This is a genomic window from Methanofollis sp. UBA420 (assembly GCF_002498315.1).
Taxonomy (GTDB): Archaea; Halobacteriota; Methanomicrobia; order Methanomicrobiales; family Methanofollaceae; genus Methanofollis.
The window spans coordinates 639643-656828 of the sequence record NZ_DAGX01000002.1; the positions used below are offsets into that span (position 1 = coordinate 639643).

14 protein-coding genes and 1 tRNA gene are annotated in these 17186 nt (G+C 60.5%); 10 read left to right on the top strand and 5 right to left on the bottom strand.

Annotated features, from left to right (window positions below):
• Window positions 1-36 precede the first annotated feature (36 nt).
• From BP869_RS03160 to BP869_RS03175, 4 genes are all read left to right on the top strand, one after another.
• The gene (locus tag BP869_RS03160) at window positions 37-777 is read left to right on the top strand and encodes a hypothetical protein (protein WP_342676810.1); all 741 of its coding nucleotides are present in this window, start codon (window positions 37-39) and stop codon (window positions 775-777) included.
• Between the two features lie 7 nt (window positions 778-784).
• Window positions 785-2635: a fasciclin domain-containing protein gene (locus tag BP869_RS03165; protein WP_342676812.1), complete on the top strand. Its 1851-nt coding sequence runs from the start codon at window positions 785-787 to the stop codon at window positions 2633-2635.
• A gap of 225 nt (window positions 2636-2860) precedes the next feature.
• A complete protein-coding gene (locus BP869_RS03170) occupies window positions 2861-4753 on the top strand; it encodes a HAMP domain-containing sensor histidine kinase (protein ID WP_342676814.1) in 1893 nt (630 codons plus the stop codon).
• 26 nt (window positions 4754-4779) lie between these two features.
• Window positions 4780-5940 (top strand): cation:proton antiporter, encoded by a 1161-nt coding sequence (locus BP869_RS03175; protein ID WP_342676816.1) that lies wholly within the window; start codon window positions 4780-4782, stop codon window positions 5938-5940.
• On the opposite strand, the gene BP869_RS03180 is transcribed toward BP869_RS03175, so the two are convergent.
• Entirely contained in the window at window positions 5918-6364 is a 447-nt protein-coding gene (locus tag BP869_RS03180; protein WP_342676818.1) for a CBS domain-containing protein, read from the bottom strand. The genes BP869_RS03175 and BP869_RS03180 overlap by 23 nt on opposite strands.
• Window positions 6365-6448: 84 nt before the next feature.
• On the opposite strand from BP869_RS03180, the gene BP869_RS03185 reads away from it, so the two are divergent.
• A complete protein-coding gene (locus tag BP869_RS03185) occupies window positions 6449-6661 on the top strand; it encodes a type II toxin-antitoxin system HicB family antitoxin (RefSeq protein WP_342676820.1) in 213 nt (70 codons plus the stop codon).
• A 282-nt stretch (window positions 6662-6943) separates the two neighbouring features.
• Here the strand turns inward: BP869_RS03185 and BP869_RS03190 are convergent, their stop codons facing one another.
• Window positions 6944-7723 carry a DUF3307 domain-containing protein gene (locus BP869_RS03190; RefSeq protein WP_342676822.1) on the bottom strand — a complete coding sequence of 260 codons (780 nt, stop codon included), beginning with the start codon at window positions 7721-7723 and terminating at the stop codon, window positions 6944-6946.
• Between the two features lie 271 nt (window positions 7724-7994).
• Here BP869_RS03190 and BP869_RS03195 point away from each other — a divergent pair, with 271 nt between their 5' ends.
• Window positions 7995-8708, top strand: a complete 714-nt coding sequence (locus BP869_RS03195) for a helix-turn-helix domain-containing protein (protein ID WP_342676824.1) — start codon at window positions 7995-7997, stop codon at window positions 8706-8708.
• A gap of 20 nt (window positions 8709-8728) precedes the next feature.
• On the opposite strand, the gene BP869_RS03200 is transcribed toward BP869_RS03195, so the two are convergent.
• Together BP869_RS03200 and fdhD are read right to left on the bottom strand one after the other, a co-directional pair.
• Window positions 8729-8801: transfer RNA gene (locus BP869_RS03200), tRNA-Gln, on the bottom strand.
• A 33-nt stretch (window positions 8802-8834) separates the two neighbouring features.
• Window positions 8835-9602 (bottom strand): formate dehydrogenase accessory sulfurtransferase FdhD, encoded by a 768-nt coding sequence (gene fdhD, locus BP869_RS03205; RefSeq protein ID WP_342676826.1) that lies wholly within the window; start codon window positions 9600-9602, stop codon window positions 8835-8837.
• A 309-nt stretch (window positions 9603-9911) separates the two neighbouring features.
• Between fdhD and BP869_RS03210 the strand changes: the two genes are divergently transcribed.
• The 3 genes from BP869_RS03210 (at window position 9912) to BP869_RS03220 (ending at window position 14146) form a co-directional block, all read left to right on the top strand.
• Window positions 9912-12572 (top strand): aminotransferase class V-fold PLP-dependent enzyme, encoded by a 2661-nt coding sequence (locus BP869_RS03210; protein ID WP_342676827.1) that lies wholly within the window; start codon window positions 9912-9914, stop codon window positions 12570-12572.
• A gap of 274 nt (window positions 12573-12846) precedes the next feature.
• Window positions 12847-13716 (top strand): hypothetical protein, encoded by an 870-nt coding sequence (locus BP869_RS03215; RefSeq protein WP_342676829.1) that lies wholly within the window; start codon window positions 12847-12849, stop codon window positions 13714-13716.
• Between the two features lie 31 nt (window positions 13717-13747).
• Window positions 13748-14146, top strand: a complete 399-nt coding sequence (locus BP869_RS03220; protein ID WP_342676831.1) for an NUDIX hydrolase — start codon at window positions 13748-13750, stop codon at window positions 14144-14146.
• 3 nt (window positions 14147-14149) lie between these two features.
• Here BP869_RS03220 and BP869_RS03225 read toward each other — a convergent pair whose 3' ends face one another.
• Window positions 14150-14659 (bottom strand): type 1 glutamine amidotransferase domain-containing protein, encoded by a 510-nt coding sequence (locus tag BP869_RS03225; RefSeq protein WP_342676833.1) that lies wholly within the window; start codon window positions 14657-14659, stop codon window positions 14150-14152.
• Window positions 14660-14737: 78 nt separating this feature from the next.
• On the opposite strand from BP869_RS03225, the gene BP869_RS03230 reads away from it, so the two are divergent.
• On the top strand, window positions 14738-17185 hold the full coding sequence (locus BP869_RS03230; protein ID WP_342676834.1) for a plasma-membrane proton-efflux P-type ATPase: 2448 nt from the start codon (window positions 14738-14740) through the stop codon (window positions 17183-17185).
• Window position 17186: the final 1 nt, after the last annotated feature.

Below are 17186 nucleotides of genomic sequence, written 5' to 3' on the forward strand. Positions count from 1 at the left end.
CAATGCGGTGATCGCCCTCTCCGGGATGGTGAGAGAATGATACGACAGATAGGCATCTCAGCAATAATCCTTGCCGGCCTCGTTGCCGTTGTTCTGGCCGGGCCCGCGCTCGATGCGGGCGAAAACGTGGCCATAGACGTTGGAAAGACCGTAGAGATCCCGATCACCCTCACAGGGGTCGATGCAGGGATTTCGGGATACAACATCACCCTTGCTCTCACCGAACCCGGGGTTGCAGAGATCACCGACCTGTCCTTTCCCGGGTGGGCCGGCCTCCATACGGCAGGGGTAGTCCCGGCCGACACGACCTGGATGCAGGCGGTGGACCTCGGCAAAAAGGCTGAAACAGGGGAAGGCACCGCCCTCGTCGGGACCGTCACCATCAGGGGTGAGAAGGACGGTCTGACCGGCCTCATGATCAGACCTGTACAGGTGCAGAACGACAGAGGCGAGGACTACCAGGTCGAAGACCTCAGGACAGAGATCTCGGTCGGGACAACCGGCAGTGCATCATCCTCGTCTTCGTCGGATGGGAGCAGCGTGACCCCGCTCCAGACGGAGACCATCGCATCGGCGGCGACACCAGCACCGGAATCGACGACCGCATTACCGGCGACGCCGGAAACACCGGCACAGGTTTCGACGACCGCATACGGGACCGACGCAGTCGCGGTGACCGGGACCGCGGGGGAACCGACGCCGAAGCCTGCACCGCTCTGCCCGGTGCTCCTCGTGGCGACACTCGCCTGGGTATTCTGGCTCAAGAAAAGGAAGTGAAAGACATATGAAATCAATACATTGGATGCCTTTGATCGGCATCGTACTGCTCGCCTGCATCTTTCCGGTGCAGGGGGCTCCGGACGACGGTCCGGGATTCGTAGCGAACCAGATGGACATTACTCTCAGCCTCATGCCCGCAGAGGCAGAGATCGGCATGAACGAGACGACGACCTATGACGTGGTGGGGGTCTGCAACCCGCCGGGAGCGATGAACGAGACGGCATGCATCGACAGTTACAACATCACCGTCAGCCTCGACGACGGTATGGTGGGCGAGATCATGGAGATCGCCTTCCCTGAAGATGTAAGCATGGGTGAGAGCGGAACGGTGCCCGGCGACAGCGTCTGGGTAACGGCCCAGAACCTCACTCCGCCGGCTGCCGCCGCTGAGAACCAGACCCTCTTCACGGTGACGGTGCGCGGCGACGCCGCGGGCACGACCGGGGTCACGCTGACGCCCGACATGGTCGTTGACGGGCAGGGCGGCACGCCGACGGTCACCACCGTACCGGCAAACCTGACGGTCACCGGCGAGGCAGGCCAGACCATCTACGAGACCGCGGTCGCCGACGGGAACTTCACGACTCTCGTTACCGCCCTCGACCTCACGGGCCTGAACGCCACGCTCGATGAACCAGGCACGTACACAGTCTTCGCACCGACAGACGCCGCATTTGCGAACCTGCCGGCAGGCGTGCTCGACAGCCTGCTCAACGACACCGGGGCGCTCGAAAACGTCCTCCTTTACCATGTGGCCGGAGAGACGTACACCGCGGCAGATATTGCCGGGATGACCGAACTCCAGACGCTGCTCGGTGAGAACGTCACCGTCACCGTGGACGAGGCGAACGGCACCGTCATGATCAACGACGCCATGGTGACAGCTGCAGACATCGAGTGCACGAACGGCATCGTCCATGTCATCGACACGGTCCTGATCCCGCCCGAACCCGCAGGGCTGGAGGCTAATTTCTCGGCCGACGTGACAGAGGGTGAAGCGCCGCTGAACGTCCAGTTCACCGACCTCTCCACAGGCGACGTGACCGTCTGGTACTGGGACTTCGGTGACGGTGCGTTCTCGACCGAGCAGAACCCTGCTCATATGTATAACACCAGCGGGACCTTCAACGTCAACCTGACCGTGTCCGACGACACCGGCGCCAGCGACAGCCTTGAAATGCCCGACTACATCAATGTCAGCGAAGCGCCGCCGGTCATCGTCCCTGAGATCTTCTTCGAGCCCCAGAACGCATCTGTCGACGTGGGCGGCACGGTCGAATACGCCCTGATCCTCAACACGGCCCCTGACGGCCTTGCCGGGTACACCCTGAACGTGGACTCCGGGACCGAAGGTGTCGCCGAGATCGTCAATGTCTCCTATCCTGACTGGGCGATGCCGACCAACACCTCGGCACTGCCTGACACGACCGTGGAGATAAAGGCCGGCGACATGATGGACAATATCACGGCCGGGGCCACGAATGTCAGTCTCGCAAACATAACGGTCCTCGGTGTTATGGAGGGCCAGGCCAACCTCAGCGTCGAAGTCGTCAGGATGACGGCCGACGGAGGAGGACCGATCATGCCCGACATGATGACCGCTGCGATCAACGTGACGCCGATAGCGACGCCACCCACGCCGTTCCCGGGATACGAGAACCCGCCGACAGACCCGAATAACGACGGGAAGTACGAGGACGTCAATGGGAACGGGGAGATCGAGTACGACGACGTCATCGCCCTCAACACCAACATGCAGTGGGTCGAGGAGAACAACCTGGTGCCTCTCTTCGACTTCAACAACAACGGCAAGGTCGACTATGACGACATTGTCATGCTCTTCGACATGATCTAAACCCCAAATTTTCTTTTTTAATCATAAAAGCAGCATTTACAGAATTATTTTCGAATTAGATACATAATTATCAGCATATGATATTAGAACGCCATAAAAACGAGAAATAGTGATCTGTGGTATGAGGAGAGTATATATCAACAGATGAACGGGTAAGAGATTCATTTAAAAAGGAATATATTATATCGGGGCACTATTTTTCAATATTACCCCGTGATGAGATCTATGAACATACCAGGAATTTTACCGGGAAAAAACAGTTCCTTCCATAAAAATCTCCTGATCTGCGTCCTGTTCATTATCGTCTTCGTCATCGCTCTCCTCTCATCAATTTCGTACATCGAGGCGCAGAACGAACTCATCGACAAGAACCTGCTCCTCAAGGAAGAGACCGAGATCAGCGTCACGCAGTGGATGACCCTCGTCGACCAGGGACTCAAGATGTACGACGATACCCTGAACACGCAGATGATAGAGGGTTTCAGAGGGTTTATCGACGAGTACGAACGCACGGGGAGAGACCCTGCACAGATGGACCTCATCGCGCTGAAGGAGAGACTCGGCGGGACGATGGACCTGTACATGATCAACAGCACGGGGGTCATCGAGTACAGCACCTACGCGCCTGAAGTCGGCCTCAACTTCAAGAATGTCCCCTACTTCTACGAATACATCACAGATCTCCGCAAAGGAGACTCATTCTCTGCCGACCGGGTGGTGCGGGAGCAGTCGACCGGGGCGATCAGGAAATATGCCTACATGCCCTCGCCCGACCACCGCTACCTCTTCGAACTGGGCCTGGTCCCCGACCAGTTGAAGGACCGGAAGCTCGGGCTTTCCTATGTCAAGACCGCCGAGGCCCTCAAGAACCTCAACCCCGACCTCGAAAGCATCAGGATCTTCGACACGATGGGGAAGGTCGTCGGGAACAGGAGTTATGTGCCGGACCCCCTCCAGAAGACGCGGGTCATGAAGGCACTTGCCGGGAGAGAGAGCGACGTCTACCCCGACCCCGGGCAGAAGAAAGAGTACCGCTACCTGTACGTCGACCTCTACGATCCAGAATATGCCTCAGATATGAGCATGGTGATCGAACTCACCTACACGACCGCCCCCATGGAGAGGAAACTGGCAGGCCTCTTTTTCTCGCACCTGACGATCGCCCTCCTCGCGATCCTCGGCAGTGTCCTTGTCTCCTATGGCGTTGTCAGTTATATCTCCAGACCGGTCTCCGAGGTGGTCGAGGACATCGACCGCATTGCGCGGGGCGACTTCGACCACCGGATCAGGCACACGAATGGTATCGAGTTCTGCCGCCTCGAAGACAGCATCAACGCGATGGTCGCATCGCTCAAAGAGAATATCCAGAGAGCGAAGGAGTCCGAAGACGCACTGAAAAAGACAAACGAGAACCTCGAAGAGATCATCGGCCGCCGCACCGCCGCCCTCACCGAGGCAAACGAGGAGGCAAACCTCTACCTCGACATCATGTCTCATGATATCAACAATACAAACACCGTCGCCCTCGGGTATGCCCAGATGCTGCTCATGCACCTTGTCGAGAAAGAGAGATACCAGGCCGACAGGATCAGGCAGAGCATCATCAGGAGTTCGGAGATCATCCAGAATGTGGCAACGATCAGGCTGATCCACCAGAAAAACTTCCCCCTCGAAAGGGTGGACCTGGACGCCATGATCAGGGAGGCGATCGATCACCACCCCGAGGCCGCCATCCACTACGAAGAGAGGAAGGTGACGGTCTGTGCCGACACTCTCCTGCCCGAGGTCCTCTCGAACCTGATCGGGAACGCGGTGAAGTTCATGGACGGACAGGGCGAGGTCTTCGTGAGGGTCGAGGAGGAGGAAAGAGAGGTCCGCGTCTCGGTGGAGGACACGGGGTCCGGCATCCCGGACGAGATGAAGGGTGTCATCTTCACCCGCTTCAGGAAGGGGACGAACAAGCGGAGCGGGAAGGGTCTCGGTCTCTATATCGTGCGGTCCCTGGTGGAGAGGTACGGCGGCAGGGTCTGGGCCGACGACCGCGTGCCCGGAGAGCCCGGCCTCGGGGCGGCGGTCCGCTTCACCCTCAGGAAGGCGCCTGACGAGCGGCAGGAATAAGTGGGCCAGGAGGGGATCACCCCTCGATGGACCCCCTGCTCCAGGTGATCCTGGTCCTTGTCGTGGCGAAGGTCTTCGGGGAGATCGTCGAGAGGACGGGCTATCCGGCCCTGATCGGGGAGATCGGCGCCGGGGTCCTGCTCGGCCCTTCGGTGCTCGGCCTCGTGGCGTATGGCGGGGCCATCGAGTTTTTTGCCGATATCGGGATCATCGCGCTGCTCTTCATCAGCGGGGTCCAGATGAACATGAAGTCCTTTGCGGCCTCGGAGAAGGCGGCCGTCTCGACGGCGCTCGCGGGGGTCGGCGTGCCTCTCGCCCTCGGCATCCTCCTCGGGGTCTTTGCCGGTTTTTCTCCTGTGGAGACGCTCTTTGTCGGCATCGCCCTCTCCATCACCTCCATCGGGATCGCGGTGCGGGCCCTGATCGACCTGCGGCGCCTGGACACGCCGTCAGGGACGACGATCACGGGGGCGGCGGTGATCGACGATATCCTGGGGATCGTCCTCCTTGCGGTGCTCACCGCCGTCGCCTCGGGGAGCGGCGGGGCGGTGGTGTACACGGTGGCGGCGGGGGCGGCCTTTATCCTGGGGAGCATCTTTATCGGGAAGCGCCTCCTGCCGTACATTCTGGTCAGGGCGCGGCAGAGCAGGACGCACGAGATGCCGTACTCGGCGGCGATCGCCGTCGCCCTGCTGATGGGCTGGCTCTCCAACCTCGCCGGTCTTCACTATGCGATCGGGGCATTCTTCGCGGGCCTGCTCCTCGGCGACCAGATCAGGAACGACAGGGAACTCTTCGACGGCCTTGCCGATTTCGCGTTCGGATTTTTCGTGACGATCTTTTTTGCGTCCGTCGGCCTGCTCTTCGAGGCGGGCCCGGAGATCGTCCTCTCCCCCCTTGTCCTGCCCCTCGTCGCCGTCGCCTTTGCAGGCAAGATCCTCGGTGGCTACCTCGGGGCCCTCCCTTTCCTCGCACACCGGGCCGAGGCCCTGATCGTCGGCATCGGCCTCTGCCCGCGGGGGGAGATCACCCTGGTGGTGGCGAAGGTCGCCCTCCTCGGCGGCCTGATCACGCGCCCCCTCTTCTCGGCCTTCATGGTGACGGTCATCGTCACGGTCGTCGTCACCCCGGCCCTGATGGCGGCCGCATACCGGCGGTGGCTCCCTACAGGTGGCCGGCCACCCTGAGGTGGGCGACGATCATGCAGACTTCGAGTCTGCCGACGGCGACGCCGTCCCCATCGACGACGATGAGGACGGGGTAGCGGTAGCGTTCCATCGCCTCCATCGCCTCCCTGAGGGTGGCCGCGGCCGGGACGGTGATGTGGCTCCGCGTCATGATGTCGGCGGCCGCCGTGGCGTCGCGCCTGAGGAGGCACTCCAGGCACGCGGTCTTTTTCCGGCTCCGCACCCCGACGACCGGCCCGACGGCGGCGAGGAGGTCGAGGGCGGTGATGAACCCGAGGAAGCGGTTGTCCTCCCCGGCGACGACGAGGTCGGTGCAGCCCGGTGCGGCGAAGCGCTCGAAGACCTCGGGCAGGGGGGTGTCGGGGCCGATGGTGGTGACGACCTCTGCCATGACCGCGGTGACAGGGATGTCGGTGGGCTGCATGGGATCAGGGGTGTGTGGGGGTGGAGGGGTATAGAGGTTTTGGGGAGGTATTTTCAAACAGGCAGGATGAAAGAGGTGATGAGAATGTATCGATATCTCATCGTTATCGAAAAGACGGAAGGGAACTATTCGGCATATTCTCCTGCCCTGCCGGGGTGCGTGGCGACAGGGAAGACGCGGGAGGAGGCGGAGGAGAAGATGCAGGTCGCCATCGAGACGCATGTCAGGGGACTGATCGAAGACGATCTCCCGGTGTCCGAGCCGCAGTCGTTCGCGTCCTATGTGACCGTGCAATAAGGTGCATGCAAGACCATCTCAGAATCTCTTTCAAAATCCGAAGCAGGCAGACGGCCTCCTCACTCCCGACGAGAGTATGGTCCCTGTTCAGTGCCCACACTGCAAAACCATTGTCGGGACGACCACCCGGCATTGTTCCGACGACTGCGGCGCCATCTCGCCGACGACACCGAGGTGACCCGGGCACGGTCGGACGCCGGATATGGTGAGGTAGAGGATCAGGAAGAGACGAGGCGGCAGTAACCAGGTCGGACGTCACAGAGAGGCAGATAAAAAAAGGGATCAGGCGAGGTTTAACAGATATACAACACCCGTCCCGACAAGTATTGCAACGCTGTAACTTAGCAGCGTCCCGGTGAGAATGTATTCGCTAATGTCTCTTTTATCAGTATACCGGAATATTGCCTTCGCACCCACTAAAAATCCTATGGCCGTATACTGATCCACGAGAATGAAGGAGAGTATCAAAAAACGTTCGAGATAACCGATATATGTCCCTGCATTTTTTAACCCGTCATCCTCGATTCCTTTTTTCTCTTTGTTCGCCTTTAATTCAATATAACCCATGAGTTTCCCGATAAAGACGCCCCCCGGCCAGAGGACAATGAGATACCCAAGAAGGATGACGATCACGTTGTAGATCGTGACATCATCAAAATACAGATTCGACGGTGCCGGGTTGAGGCCACAGATACACCACCATATCAGTATCAACACCAAAATATGGAGCGTCTGGTCTACGAAAAAAAGACGGACATCCTTGTATGTCGCGGAATTCCCGTCTGTATCGTTCAAATGTGCCTTAAAACCATCAATTATGAAATGGGTGAGGCAGACGATGATAAAGACCCCTATCGCCAGAATCCAACCACAAAAATAAAGAGACGGTACAAAAGCGAGGACGCCGGCAAGGGCACCGTGTATGTAAAGATAAGACGAGTGCCATTTATTTTTGGTTTTATCCGCAACCCAGCGATCTGGTTGAAGAACAAAATCAACCAGAAGATTAGAAATAACCAATGAAAAGAAAAAGGCTAAACTCATCTTTGTCAGGGGATCCATCCGCTATCGGGAACAGATGTGCGGCAGCGCATAATAAAAGTTCTGGAATTGCCGGATACCTCGATTTTTATCCTCAAACAAATAGCAGGGCATCAGCACTCTGAAATCATACACAGAATTTTTTTAAAGAGTTATTAAGTATGGAGTTCATATCACACAATTATTAATTATATAATTCATATGTTGCAATTATTAATTTTGGAGTTCATAATTGACAAACTATAAGTAAAGGGATCTGACATATGACATGTGCGGGAGTTGACGGGTTTATATGGCCGATAGGTGGATCTACGGGGTTTTAACAGGCGATATAATCAAATCAACAAAATTAAAGGATAAATATGGCGACGAGTTGATCGCGTTTATTAGAAATACTCTCGAAGACGCAGGAAAAAACAATATAAAGCCATATTCAATTTTCAGAGGGGATTCATTCCAGGGCATAACAGGAAATCCGGAAAACGCTCTTGAAGATGCAATTCTCATACGACTTGCCCTCATTTCGAGCAAATATTCCGGGAATCTCAGGCAGGACCACCTCGATGCAAGGGTGGCAGCAGGCATCGGCACCGTCGACTACCTCCCTGAAGACAGGCCAGTCAGTGAAGGGGACGGGGAGGCATTCAGAAACTCCGGCCCCGAACTGGACAGGATGAAGAACGACAGAAAAAAACTGGTCGTGAAAACTCCATGGGCCGGTATCAATGAAGAGTTCGAGATCTACTGTGCCTTTCTCGATCGCTCTTTCGATTCTATTACACCCAAGCAGGCAGAGGCACTGGTCTATCTCTTCAAAGGATTGTCACAGCAAGAGATTGCCGAGAAATCAGGAGTATCACAATCCGCAATCTCGCATCGGATCAAAAAGACCGATTACGACATCATAAAGAAGATCATAGCCAGATATCAACGCAAGATCCGGGAAGCATTGAATTTAGAATCAAATTCCAGAGATCTAAAAATAAAAATCGATAACCTTGCCTGAATTTAGAACAGAGTGTTCAATACCCCCGCCCGGATTCGAACCGGGGTCGCCGGATCCAAAGTCCTGCATGATTGACCACTACACTACGGGGGTGAACGGTCGGTACCTGTTGGTTTTCCAGATATATCATTCTGTTTTTTGATCCGCACCCTCAACCCGGCCGGGATGGCTGTAGATGTTCAACTTTCCCCCCCGCGCGAACCCCACCACCGTGAGCCCGGTCTTCTCCGCCGTCTCCACGGCAAGGGAGGTCGTCGCACCGCGGGAGACGATCAGGGGGATGTTCGCGACAAGACACTTGCGGACCATCTCCGAGGAGATGCGGCCCGACGAGACGACATAGGTCAGGGAGAAGTCGACGCCGTTCCGGAGGCCGTAGCCGATCACCCGGTCGAGGGCATTGTGCCTGCCGATATCCTCCGCGACCGCGATCACCTTCTCGCGGTCGAGCAGGGCGACGATGTGGACGCCGCCTGTCGCCGTGTGGAGCTCCGAGGTGAGGACCGACTGCACGGCGCCGAGGACCTCGGCGGGCGTGACCGTCAGGTCGGAGCGGACCCTCGGGAGTTTCTCCGTGTCGATATACGAGACGCTCCCCCCGCAGCCCGAAAGGATCGTCTTCTTTGTCCCGATGGACTTGAACGGGTTCGTCGTCAGGACGCTCACCCTGTTCTTCTCGACCTTGATCGACTCGATCTCCTCGGGCCCTTTTATGATCTCTTCGGTGAAGAGATAGCCGACGACAAAATCCTCGAAGTTGCCCGGGCTCATCATCGCAGTCATCGCATGCCTCCCGTTGACGAAGAGGGCCACAGGAAGTTCTTCCACGACGTCGTGAGCGATCGTCTCGAATCCTTCGCCGTCAAAACGGATGCAGGGTATTTTTCTGAACATACACTCTTCCTCTGTCGATCCGGGAGATCATTCCGGGCGGTCGACCTGTGTTTCGCCGTGTCGCCCCCCCGGGCAGGCGTCAGAGAGGAGGACACGATCCGATATACAGGTTCCTGCCATGCCGATATCTATGTTCGGTAGACAGGTTCCAGAGAATCGCCCATGAAACAAAGTTTCAGACAGTACACCGGGAAACACCCGCGGCCGGAAGGCAGGAAAACAATCTATACATAGGAGGCATGCAGATAGTACGGCGCGACATTCACAATTGTGAATACACCGCAGGGATACACCCGGGGCAGACCACTCATGAGTAACAAAGAAATGTATATGGGGCGCGAACCGCCGGTAAAAAAGGTCCTCTTCTGGTGCGACCGCTGCAATGTCCCCCTGATCGGACAGAAGTGCGGGTGCGGGGCCGAAGGGAAAAAAATCTCTCTCCTCCAACCCTATGAGGTGCGCCCCGCGCTGAAAGGGGACATGGACCTCATCACCAGGCTCGTGCACGAACAGTTCGGCACCGTCCCCCTTCCCCGGATCATGCTCCTGAACAAGACCGGCGGGGTCGACCGCGCCGACCTCGTCATCGCGCATGGCGGGCGCTTCGGCTGGCTCACCTTCGACCCCGTGAACCGGCGGTTCAATTTTGACATCGCCCCCGAGGCACTCCCGTACATCCTCGACCATGCAAGCAAAGGGATCGTCGACCTCGATAGCGTCGCGGCTCCCGGCGAAGTCAGGGGACGGATCGGCGGCAAGAAGTTCACCCTCACCGCCAATGTCCCCGAAGGGACGGTGATCGTGAAGTACAGGAACAGGTACGGCACCGGCACCGTGAAGGAGGGACAGATCAGGGTGAAGGAAGTCGTGACGGTGGAGACACGCAGGCCTGCAAACCCCGACTGGAACGTCGCGATCAGGAAGAACCAGACCCAGCTCAAGAACCTCGAACAGGAAGCCATCCGCACCATCCGCAGGCACATGAACGACCGCCCGACAGCGAACGTCTCGTTCTCCGGCGGCAAGGACAGCACGGCGGTCCTCCACCTCGCACGCAAGGCAGGGATCGAGAAGGCGTTCTTCATCGACACCGGCATCGAGATCAGGGAGACCATCGACTTTGTCGCCTCCCGACCCGGCGTCGAGATCATCGAGAAGGGCGGCGACTTCTGGCAGGCGGTGGAAAAGGCCGGGCCACCCGGCAAGGACAACCGCTGGTGCTGCAAACTCCTGAAACTCCAGCCTCTCAAACTCTACCTCGCCGGGGTCGGCCCCTGCGTCACCGTGCAGGGCAACCGCTGGTACGAGTCCTGGAACCGTGCGAGCCTTGAAGAAACGAGCCAGAACCCGGCAAACCCCCTGCAGTTGAACGTCTCCCCGATCCGGGCCTGGCGGGCGCTCGAAGTCTTCCTCTACCTCTGGTGGCAGAAGGTGGAGATCAACCCCCTCTATGATATGGGGCTCGAACGCATCGGGTGCTTCCTCTGCCCCTCGATGCTGGAGAGCGAATACGAGTTGCTGAGGGAGACGCACCCGGACATGGTTGCGCGCTGGGACGCCTTCCTCGAAAAATGGGCCGAAAGAAAGGGGCTTCCCGACGAGTACTGCCGGTGGGGCCTCTGGCGGTGGCGCGCCCTGCCCCCGAAGATGCGGGAGGTCTGCAGGGACAGGGGGATCGCCTTCAACGACGACTACAGTGTGCGTGCAACAAAAGAGAAGGTCGTGCGGCCTGCCGAAGCCCCCCCGCGTGAAGCAGCGCCCGGCCCCGAGATCGAAGAGGCGGGATTCCCGGTGGAGAGGATCCGCCGGGACTTCCCGATCCTCGGGGACATCGTGTACCTCGACAACGCGGCGACAAGTTTCTCGCCCGAGGTAGTGGTCGAGGCGATGGTCGAGTTCGAGCACAGGTACCGCGCCAATGTCGGCCGGGGCGTGCACCGTCTCACCCAGATCGCATCGCAGCGGTACTGGCACGCCCATGAGAAGGTGGCCGCCTTCATCGGCGGGAAGGACGGCGTCACCGTCTTCACGAAGAACACCACCGAGGCGGTCAACATGGTGGCGCAGGGCCTCTCATGGAAGCCCGGCGACCGCGTCGTCACGACGATCCTGGAGCACCACTCCAACCTCCTGCCCTGGACGCACCTGAAAAAGCAGGGCGTCGAGGTCGTGGTCATACCGATCAGGCCCGACTCCTCCCTCGACCTCGACGCCTTCAGGGAGGCGGTCGAGGCCGCGCCTCCGCGCCTCGTCGCCGTCACCCATGCCTCGAATGTCCTCGGCACGGTCACGCCGGTGGAGGAGATCGCCAGGATCTGCCATGAGCACGGCTCGCTCCTCCTGGTGGACGGGGCGCAGAGCGTCCCGCACATGCCGGTCGACGTCGCCCGTATCGGCTGCGACTTCTTCTGCTTCTCGGGCCACAAGATGCTCGGGCCGACCGGGACCGGCGTCCTCTGGATGAAGGAGCCCATCCTCGAACCGACGGTCTTCGGCGGCGGCATGGTCGAGGCGGTCACCGCCGACGGCTTCACCCCGGCGGCAGGCTACCAGCAGTACGAGGCCGGGACGCCGAATATCGGCGGCGGCATCGGGCTCGGCGCGGCGGTCGGGTACCTGGAAAAGATCGGGATGGAGGAGGTCAGGCAGTACGAGGAGGACCTCACCACCCGCCTCATCGACGGGCTGAAGGGCATCGAAGGGGTGCACGTCTACGCGGCCGAAGACCCGGAGGCCCGCATCGGGGTGGTCTCCTTCACCATCGACGGCCTGCACCCGCACGAGGTCGCGCAGCAGCTCGACGAGGGCGCGGAGATCATGGTGCGGTCGGGGCACCACTGCTGCATGCCCCTCATGGAGCACCTCGGCCTCCCGGAGGGGACGGTGCGGGCGAGCCTCGCCCTGTACACCACCAGGCAGGAGGTGGACCTCCTCGTCGCAAGCGTGGCGGAGATCTGCCGCGGCCTCTGAATAATATTCTTTTTTGGCGGAGCAGAGAAAAACCTCATATGAGGGGTGAGGATCCGCTTTTCTTCCCGGTAGTTCCAAGGAGCTATTTCGAAGATTGTCATACACCTCCCTATCCTAAGTGCGGGGGGTCTGGGGGGCGGCAGCCCCCCGGAAGAGACACCGATACACAGGCACCTCAGACAGGAGTATTACAGAGCACTTTTTCTCTACCCTCAGGACTTCCCATACCCCCCAGGACAGAGGTATCTTCTCCCCCGCGGACAGAAGCGGTGCCGTGCAGATCGCGATCCTCGGGGCTGAGTCGCTCGGCGCACGGTCGATGGCGACGGTCGTCCGGACCGCCGACCGGACGGTGCTCATCGACCCCGGCGTCGCCCTCGCCCCGAAACGCTCGGGCTTCCCGCCCCACCCCGGGGAGGTGGAGGCGGCCGACAGGGTGAGGGAGGCGGTGCTCGGGTGGCTGCCGCGGGCGACCGACGTCGTCGTCACCCACTTCCACGGCGACCACATGCCCCTTGCAGACGCCGACCCGTACCAGGTCTCCCTCTCGGCATTCGTACCGCCGCGGGGGTGCCGGGTCTGGGTGCCGGGCGAGGAGGGCCATTCGGGACAGGCGCGGGCGCGGCGCCGGGCCCTCGGGCAGGCCCTCGGGCAGGCCCTCGGGCAGGCCCTCGGGCAGGCCCTCGGCCGTCCCCTCCCCTCAGCCGAGGGGAAGGACGACGGCGTCGTCGCCTGCGCCGGCCCCTTCCCGCATGGCGGGGGGATCGGGGCGGTGATGATCGTCGCGGTCAGGGAGGGGAACGCCTGTTTCGTCCATGCCTCCGACACCCAGCTCCTCTCCCCCGAAGCGGTCGGGACAGTCCTCCGGTGGCGGCCGTCCGTCGTCTACACCTCTGGCCCGGCCCTGTACCTCCCCGAGATCACCTGGGAAGAGGTCGACCTCGCCCGCGCCCATGCCGCCCGCATCGCCGCGGCGACCGACACACTCGTCATCGACCACCACCCCCTCAGGGGGGAGGGCGGCATCCGGTGGGTCGAAGACGCCGGCGGGATATCGGCCGCCGCATTCATGGGCGTCAGCCCCACCCCCTTCGAGGCGCGGCGCCGGGACCTCTGGGGACGACCGCCCGCAGGTATTTATTGATCCCGGTGGATATCACGCCGGGGAGGGCATCATGACGGAAGGCGAGTTGCCGACCTTTGTACGGGCGATCATCACCGACGAGGAGGGGAGGGTCCTCCTTCTCAGGCGTGCAGAAGGGTTGAAAAAATATTCCGGTCTCTGGGAACTCCCCGGAGGCTGGGTGAGGCCGGGGGAATCTCTTCCCGCGTGCCTTGAGCGCACGGTCTTCGAGGAGACCGGGCTGACCCTTGATGTCTGCGGGTGCAGCGGGTCCTGCGAGTCGGCCTGGGAGGGAAAGACAGAGGTCCACCAGATCTGGGTGGCGCACCCGCAAAGAAAGGAGATCCGCCTCGCACCCGGACACACGTCATCGACCTGGGCGGGCCGCGACGAGATCGAAATGTTCCGGGCGGTCCCCTGGCTGACAGATGCGGTCAGGCAGGTCTTCTGACCATCATTTCACTTTTTTCAGCGACTCCCTGACAAATACCGGGATGTCGGCCGGTTGCCTGCTGGTGACGAGGTTTCCGTCCACGACGACCTCGGCGTCGACATAGTCGGCCCCCGCGTTCCGCAGGTCCTGCACGATCGACCTCCAGCCGGTGACCCGCCTGCCTTCGAGCACCTGCGCCGAGATCAGGAGTTGCGGCCCGTGGCAGATGGCAAAGACCGGCTTTCCACTCTCCACGAAAGACCGCACGAACTCCACGGCATGAGCGTCGCCCCTCAGGATGTCGGGGGAGAATCCGCCGGGGATGAGGAGGGCGTCGAAGTCGTCGGGCGTCGCGTTCCTGACGGCCCCGTCGACCTGCACCTGTGTCCCTTCTCTCTTGCCGGCGACGGTGGCCCCGGCCTTCAGCCCGAGTCGAACGACCTCATGGCCTGCCTCTTCGAATGCCTGCACAGGCTTTGTGTACTCAGAGTCTTCGAACATGTCCGTGATCAGGACAGCAATACGGCTCATGGTGATCTCCTGCCCGGCGCAGTGCCGGACAGGCGAAGATAGGAGAGGTGATATATAACACATTGTCGAGGGGAGGGCATGGGCAGGAGGGAGGCCGGCGACATTTCTGGGGACGAGGCACAATCGGCATCGGTGGAGGAACTCCAGAAACGTCTGTCGACCGGGCCTGAGGGTCTCACGACGGAGGAGGCAACGCGGCGCCTCGAACTCGCCGGCTATAACGAGATCCCCGAGCGTGAGGTCGGGCCTCTCCGCCGTTTCCTCGCCTATTTCTGGGGTCCGATCCCCTGGATGATCGAGGCCGCCATCGTCCTCTCCGCGGTGCTGGGCCGTCTGGAAGACCTCTTCATCATCCTGGTCCTCCTCCTCGTCAATGCGGGGATCGGTTTCTGGCAGGAGGACAGGGCCGACAACGCCATCAAACTTCTCAGGCAGAAACTCGCTCTGCAGGCGCGGGTGCTCAGGGACGGCGACTGGAGAATCGTGCCTGCCCGGGAACTCGTCCCCGGCGACATGATACGGCTCAGACTCGGCGACATCGTCCCGGCAGATGCGAAGATCGCCGGCGAGGGATACCTTGTCATCGATGAATCGGCACTGACCGGTGAGTCGCTGCCGGTCACAAAAAAGGCCGGCGAGATCGCGTATGCAGGGACCGTGATCAGGCAGGGGGAGACCGAAGGTCTGGTCTTTGCCACCGGCATGAAGAGTTTCTTCGGTCGGACGACAGGCCTCGTCGGAGAGGCAACGACTCCAAGCCACTTCCAGAAGGCGGTGATCAAGATCGGGGACTACCTCATCGCCCTGGCCGTTGCCCTGGCCGCCGTGATCATCATCGTCGCCCTCTTCCGTCATGAGAGTCTTGCCGAGACTCTCCAGTTCGCCCTTGTGCTGACGGTGGCGGCGATCCCGGCGGCTCTTCCCGCCGTCCTGACGACCACCCTTGCGGTCGGGGCCATGGCGCTCGCCCGACGTGAGGCGATCGTGAGCAGACTTGTCTCCATCGAGGAGATGGCCGGCGTGGACGTGCTCTGTGTCGACAAGACCGGGACCCTCACCAGGAACGAACTGACGGTCGCGGAAGTGGCGGGTTTTGACGGTTTCTCAGAAGAGGAGGTGCTCCTCCTCGCCCGCCTGACCTCGCGTGAGGAGGACAACGACCCCATAGACAATGCGGTGATCGCGCGGTTTCGAGACGTTCCCGGCATCGGGAAGGAGGCAGCGGCCATCAGGGTGACGGAATACACTCCTTTCAATCCGGTCGACAAGCGCGCGATGGCAACACTGGAGACAGAGAACGGGACCCGCTTTATGGCGGCAAAGGGTGCTCCCCAGGCAATTTTCGCTCTCACCAGCGGCGAGGGCGGCGATGTGGAGGGCCGTGTCGCCGCCTTTGCCGGGCGTGGCTACCGGACCCTCGGCGTGGCGCGGGCCGATGCTACAGGGGTGTGGCGGTATGCTGGCCTGATCGCCCTGTACGACCCGCCGCGGGATGACTCCGCAGAGACGATCAGGAGGGCGAGGGCAATGGGCCTGAGTATCAAACTCCTCACCGGCGATCACATTGCCATCGCCCGGGAGATCGCAGCGAAACTAAACCTCGGTGCCAGGATCGTCGGGGCATCGTCCCTCACACAGGTTTCGGAAAAGGAACGCAGCCAGGTCATCGAAGACTCGGACGGTTTCGCCGGGGTGTACCCCGAACACAAGTACGAGATCGTCGCCGCACTCCAGGAGGCCGGGCATATTGTGGGGATGACGGGAGACGGGGTGAACGACGCTCCTGCCCTGAAAAAGGCCGACGCGGGGATCGCGGTCGCCGGCGCCACCGACGCGGCGAAGTCCGCGGCCGACATCGTCCTGACGCTGCCGGGGATATCGGTCATCATCGATGCTGTCACCGAGAGCAGGAAGACGTTTCAGAGGATGTCGAACTATGCCATCTACCGGATCGCCGAGACGATCAGGGTTGTCTTCTTCATCACGGCGTCGATCATCGCCTTCAACTTTTATCCGGTGACCGCTCTGATGATCGTCCTTCTCGCCCTCCTGAACGACTTCGCCATCATGACGATCGCCTTCGACCGGGTCGTCGTGCCCGCCGGGCCGGTCAGGTGGGACATGAGGTTGCTCCTTGGCATCTCAACGATTCTCGGGATATATGGCGTCTTCGAGTCATTCGGCCTCCTCTACCTCGGAAAGGAGGTGCTGATGCTCGACCCCGATGTCCTCAGGTCGTTTATCTATCTGAAGCTCTCGGTCGCGGGTCACCTCGCCGTCTTCGCCGCACGGACGCGGGGGCCTTTCTGGTCGGTGCCGCCGGCGGCACCGCTCTTCCTGGCTGTCGTCGCCACGCAAGGAGTCGCGACGCTCCTCACTGTCTACGGCATCCTCCTTCCGGCAATGGGGTGGGGCCTTGCCGCCATCGTCTGGGGCTACGCCCTTGCCGGTTTTCTCCTCCTTGACGTCATCAAGCTCGGCGCCTACAGACTGCTCGAACATACCGGGATCGTTTTCAGTCGATGAG

What these genes read in the sequence shown, in the direction of transcription:
- BP869_RS03165 (WP_342676812.1), top strand. Translation starts at nt 785, where the DNA reads ATGAAATCAATACATTGGATGCCTTTGATCGGCATCGTACTGCTCGCC.
- BP869_RS03210 (WP_342676827.1), top strand. Translation starts at nt 9,912, where the DNA reads ATGAGTAACAAAGAAATGTATATGGGGCGCGAACCGCCGGTAAAAAAG.
- BP869_RS03230 (WP_342676834.1), top strand. Translation starts at nt 14,738, where the DNA reads ATGGGCAGGAGGGAGGCCGGCGACATTTCTGGGGACGAGGCACAATCG.
- BP869_RS03160 (WP_342676810.1), top strand. Translation starts at nt 37, where the DNA reads ATGATACGACAGATAGGCATCTCAGCAATAATCCTTGCCGGCCTCGTT.
- BP869_RS03225 (WP_342676833.1), bottom strand. Translation starts at nt 14,659, where the DNA reads ATGAGCCGTATTGCTGTCCTGATCACGGACATGTTCGAAGACTCTGAG.
- BP869_RS03180 (WP_342676818.1), bottom strand. Translation starts at nt 6,364, where the DNA reads ATGCAGCCCACCGACATCCCTGTCACCGCGGTCATGGCAGAGGTCGTC.
- BP869_RS03170 (WP_342676814.1), top strand. Translation starts at nt 2,861, where the DNA reads ATGAACATACCAGGAATTTTACCGGGAAAAAACAGTTCCTTCCATAAA.
- BP869_RS03195 (WP_342676824.1), top strand. Translation starts at nt 7,995, where the DNA reads ATGGCCGATAGGTGGATCTACGGGGTTTTAACAGGCGATATAATCAAA.
- BP869_RS03190 (WP_342676822.1), bottom strand. Translation starts at nt 7,723, where the DNA reads ATGGATCCCCTGACAAAGATGAGTTTAGCCTTTTTCTTTTCATTGGTT.
- BP869_RS03175 (WP_342676816.1), top strand. Translation starts at nt 4,780, where the DNA reads ATGGACCCCCTGCTCCAGGTGATCCTGGTCCTTGTCGTGGCGAAGGTC.
- BP869_RS03185 (WP_342676820.1), top strand. Translation starts at nt 6,449, where the DNA reads ATGTATCGATATCTCATCGTTATCGAAAAGACGGAAGGGAACTATTCG.
- fdhD (WP_342676826.1), bottom strand. Translation starts at nt 9,602, where the DNA reads ATGTTCAGAAAAATACCCTGCATCCGTTTTGACGGCGAAGGATTCGAG.
- BP869_RS03220 (WP_342676831.1), top strand. Translation starts at nt 13,748, where the DNA reads ATGACGGAAGGCGAGTTGCCGACCTTTGTACGGGCGATCATCACCGAC.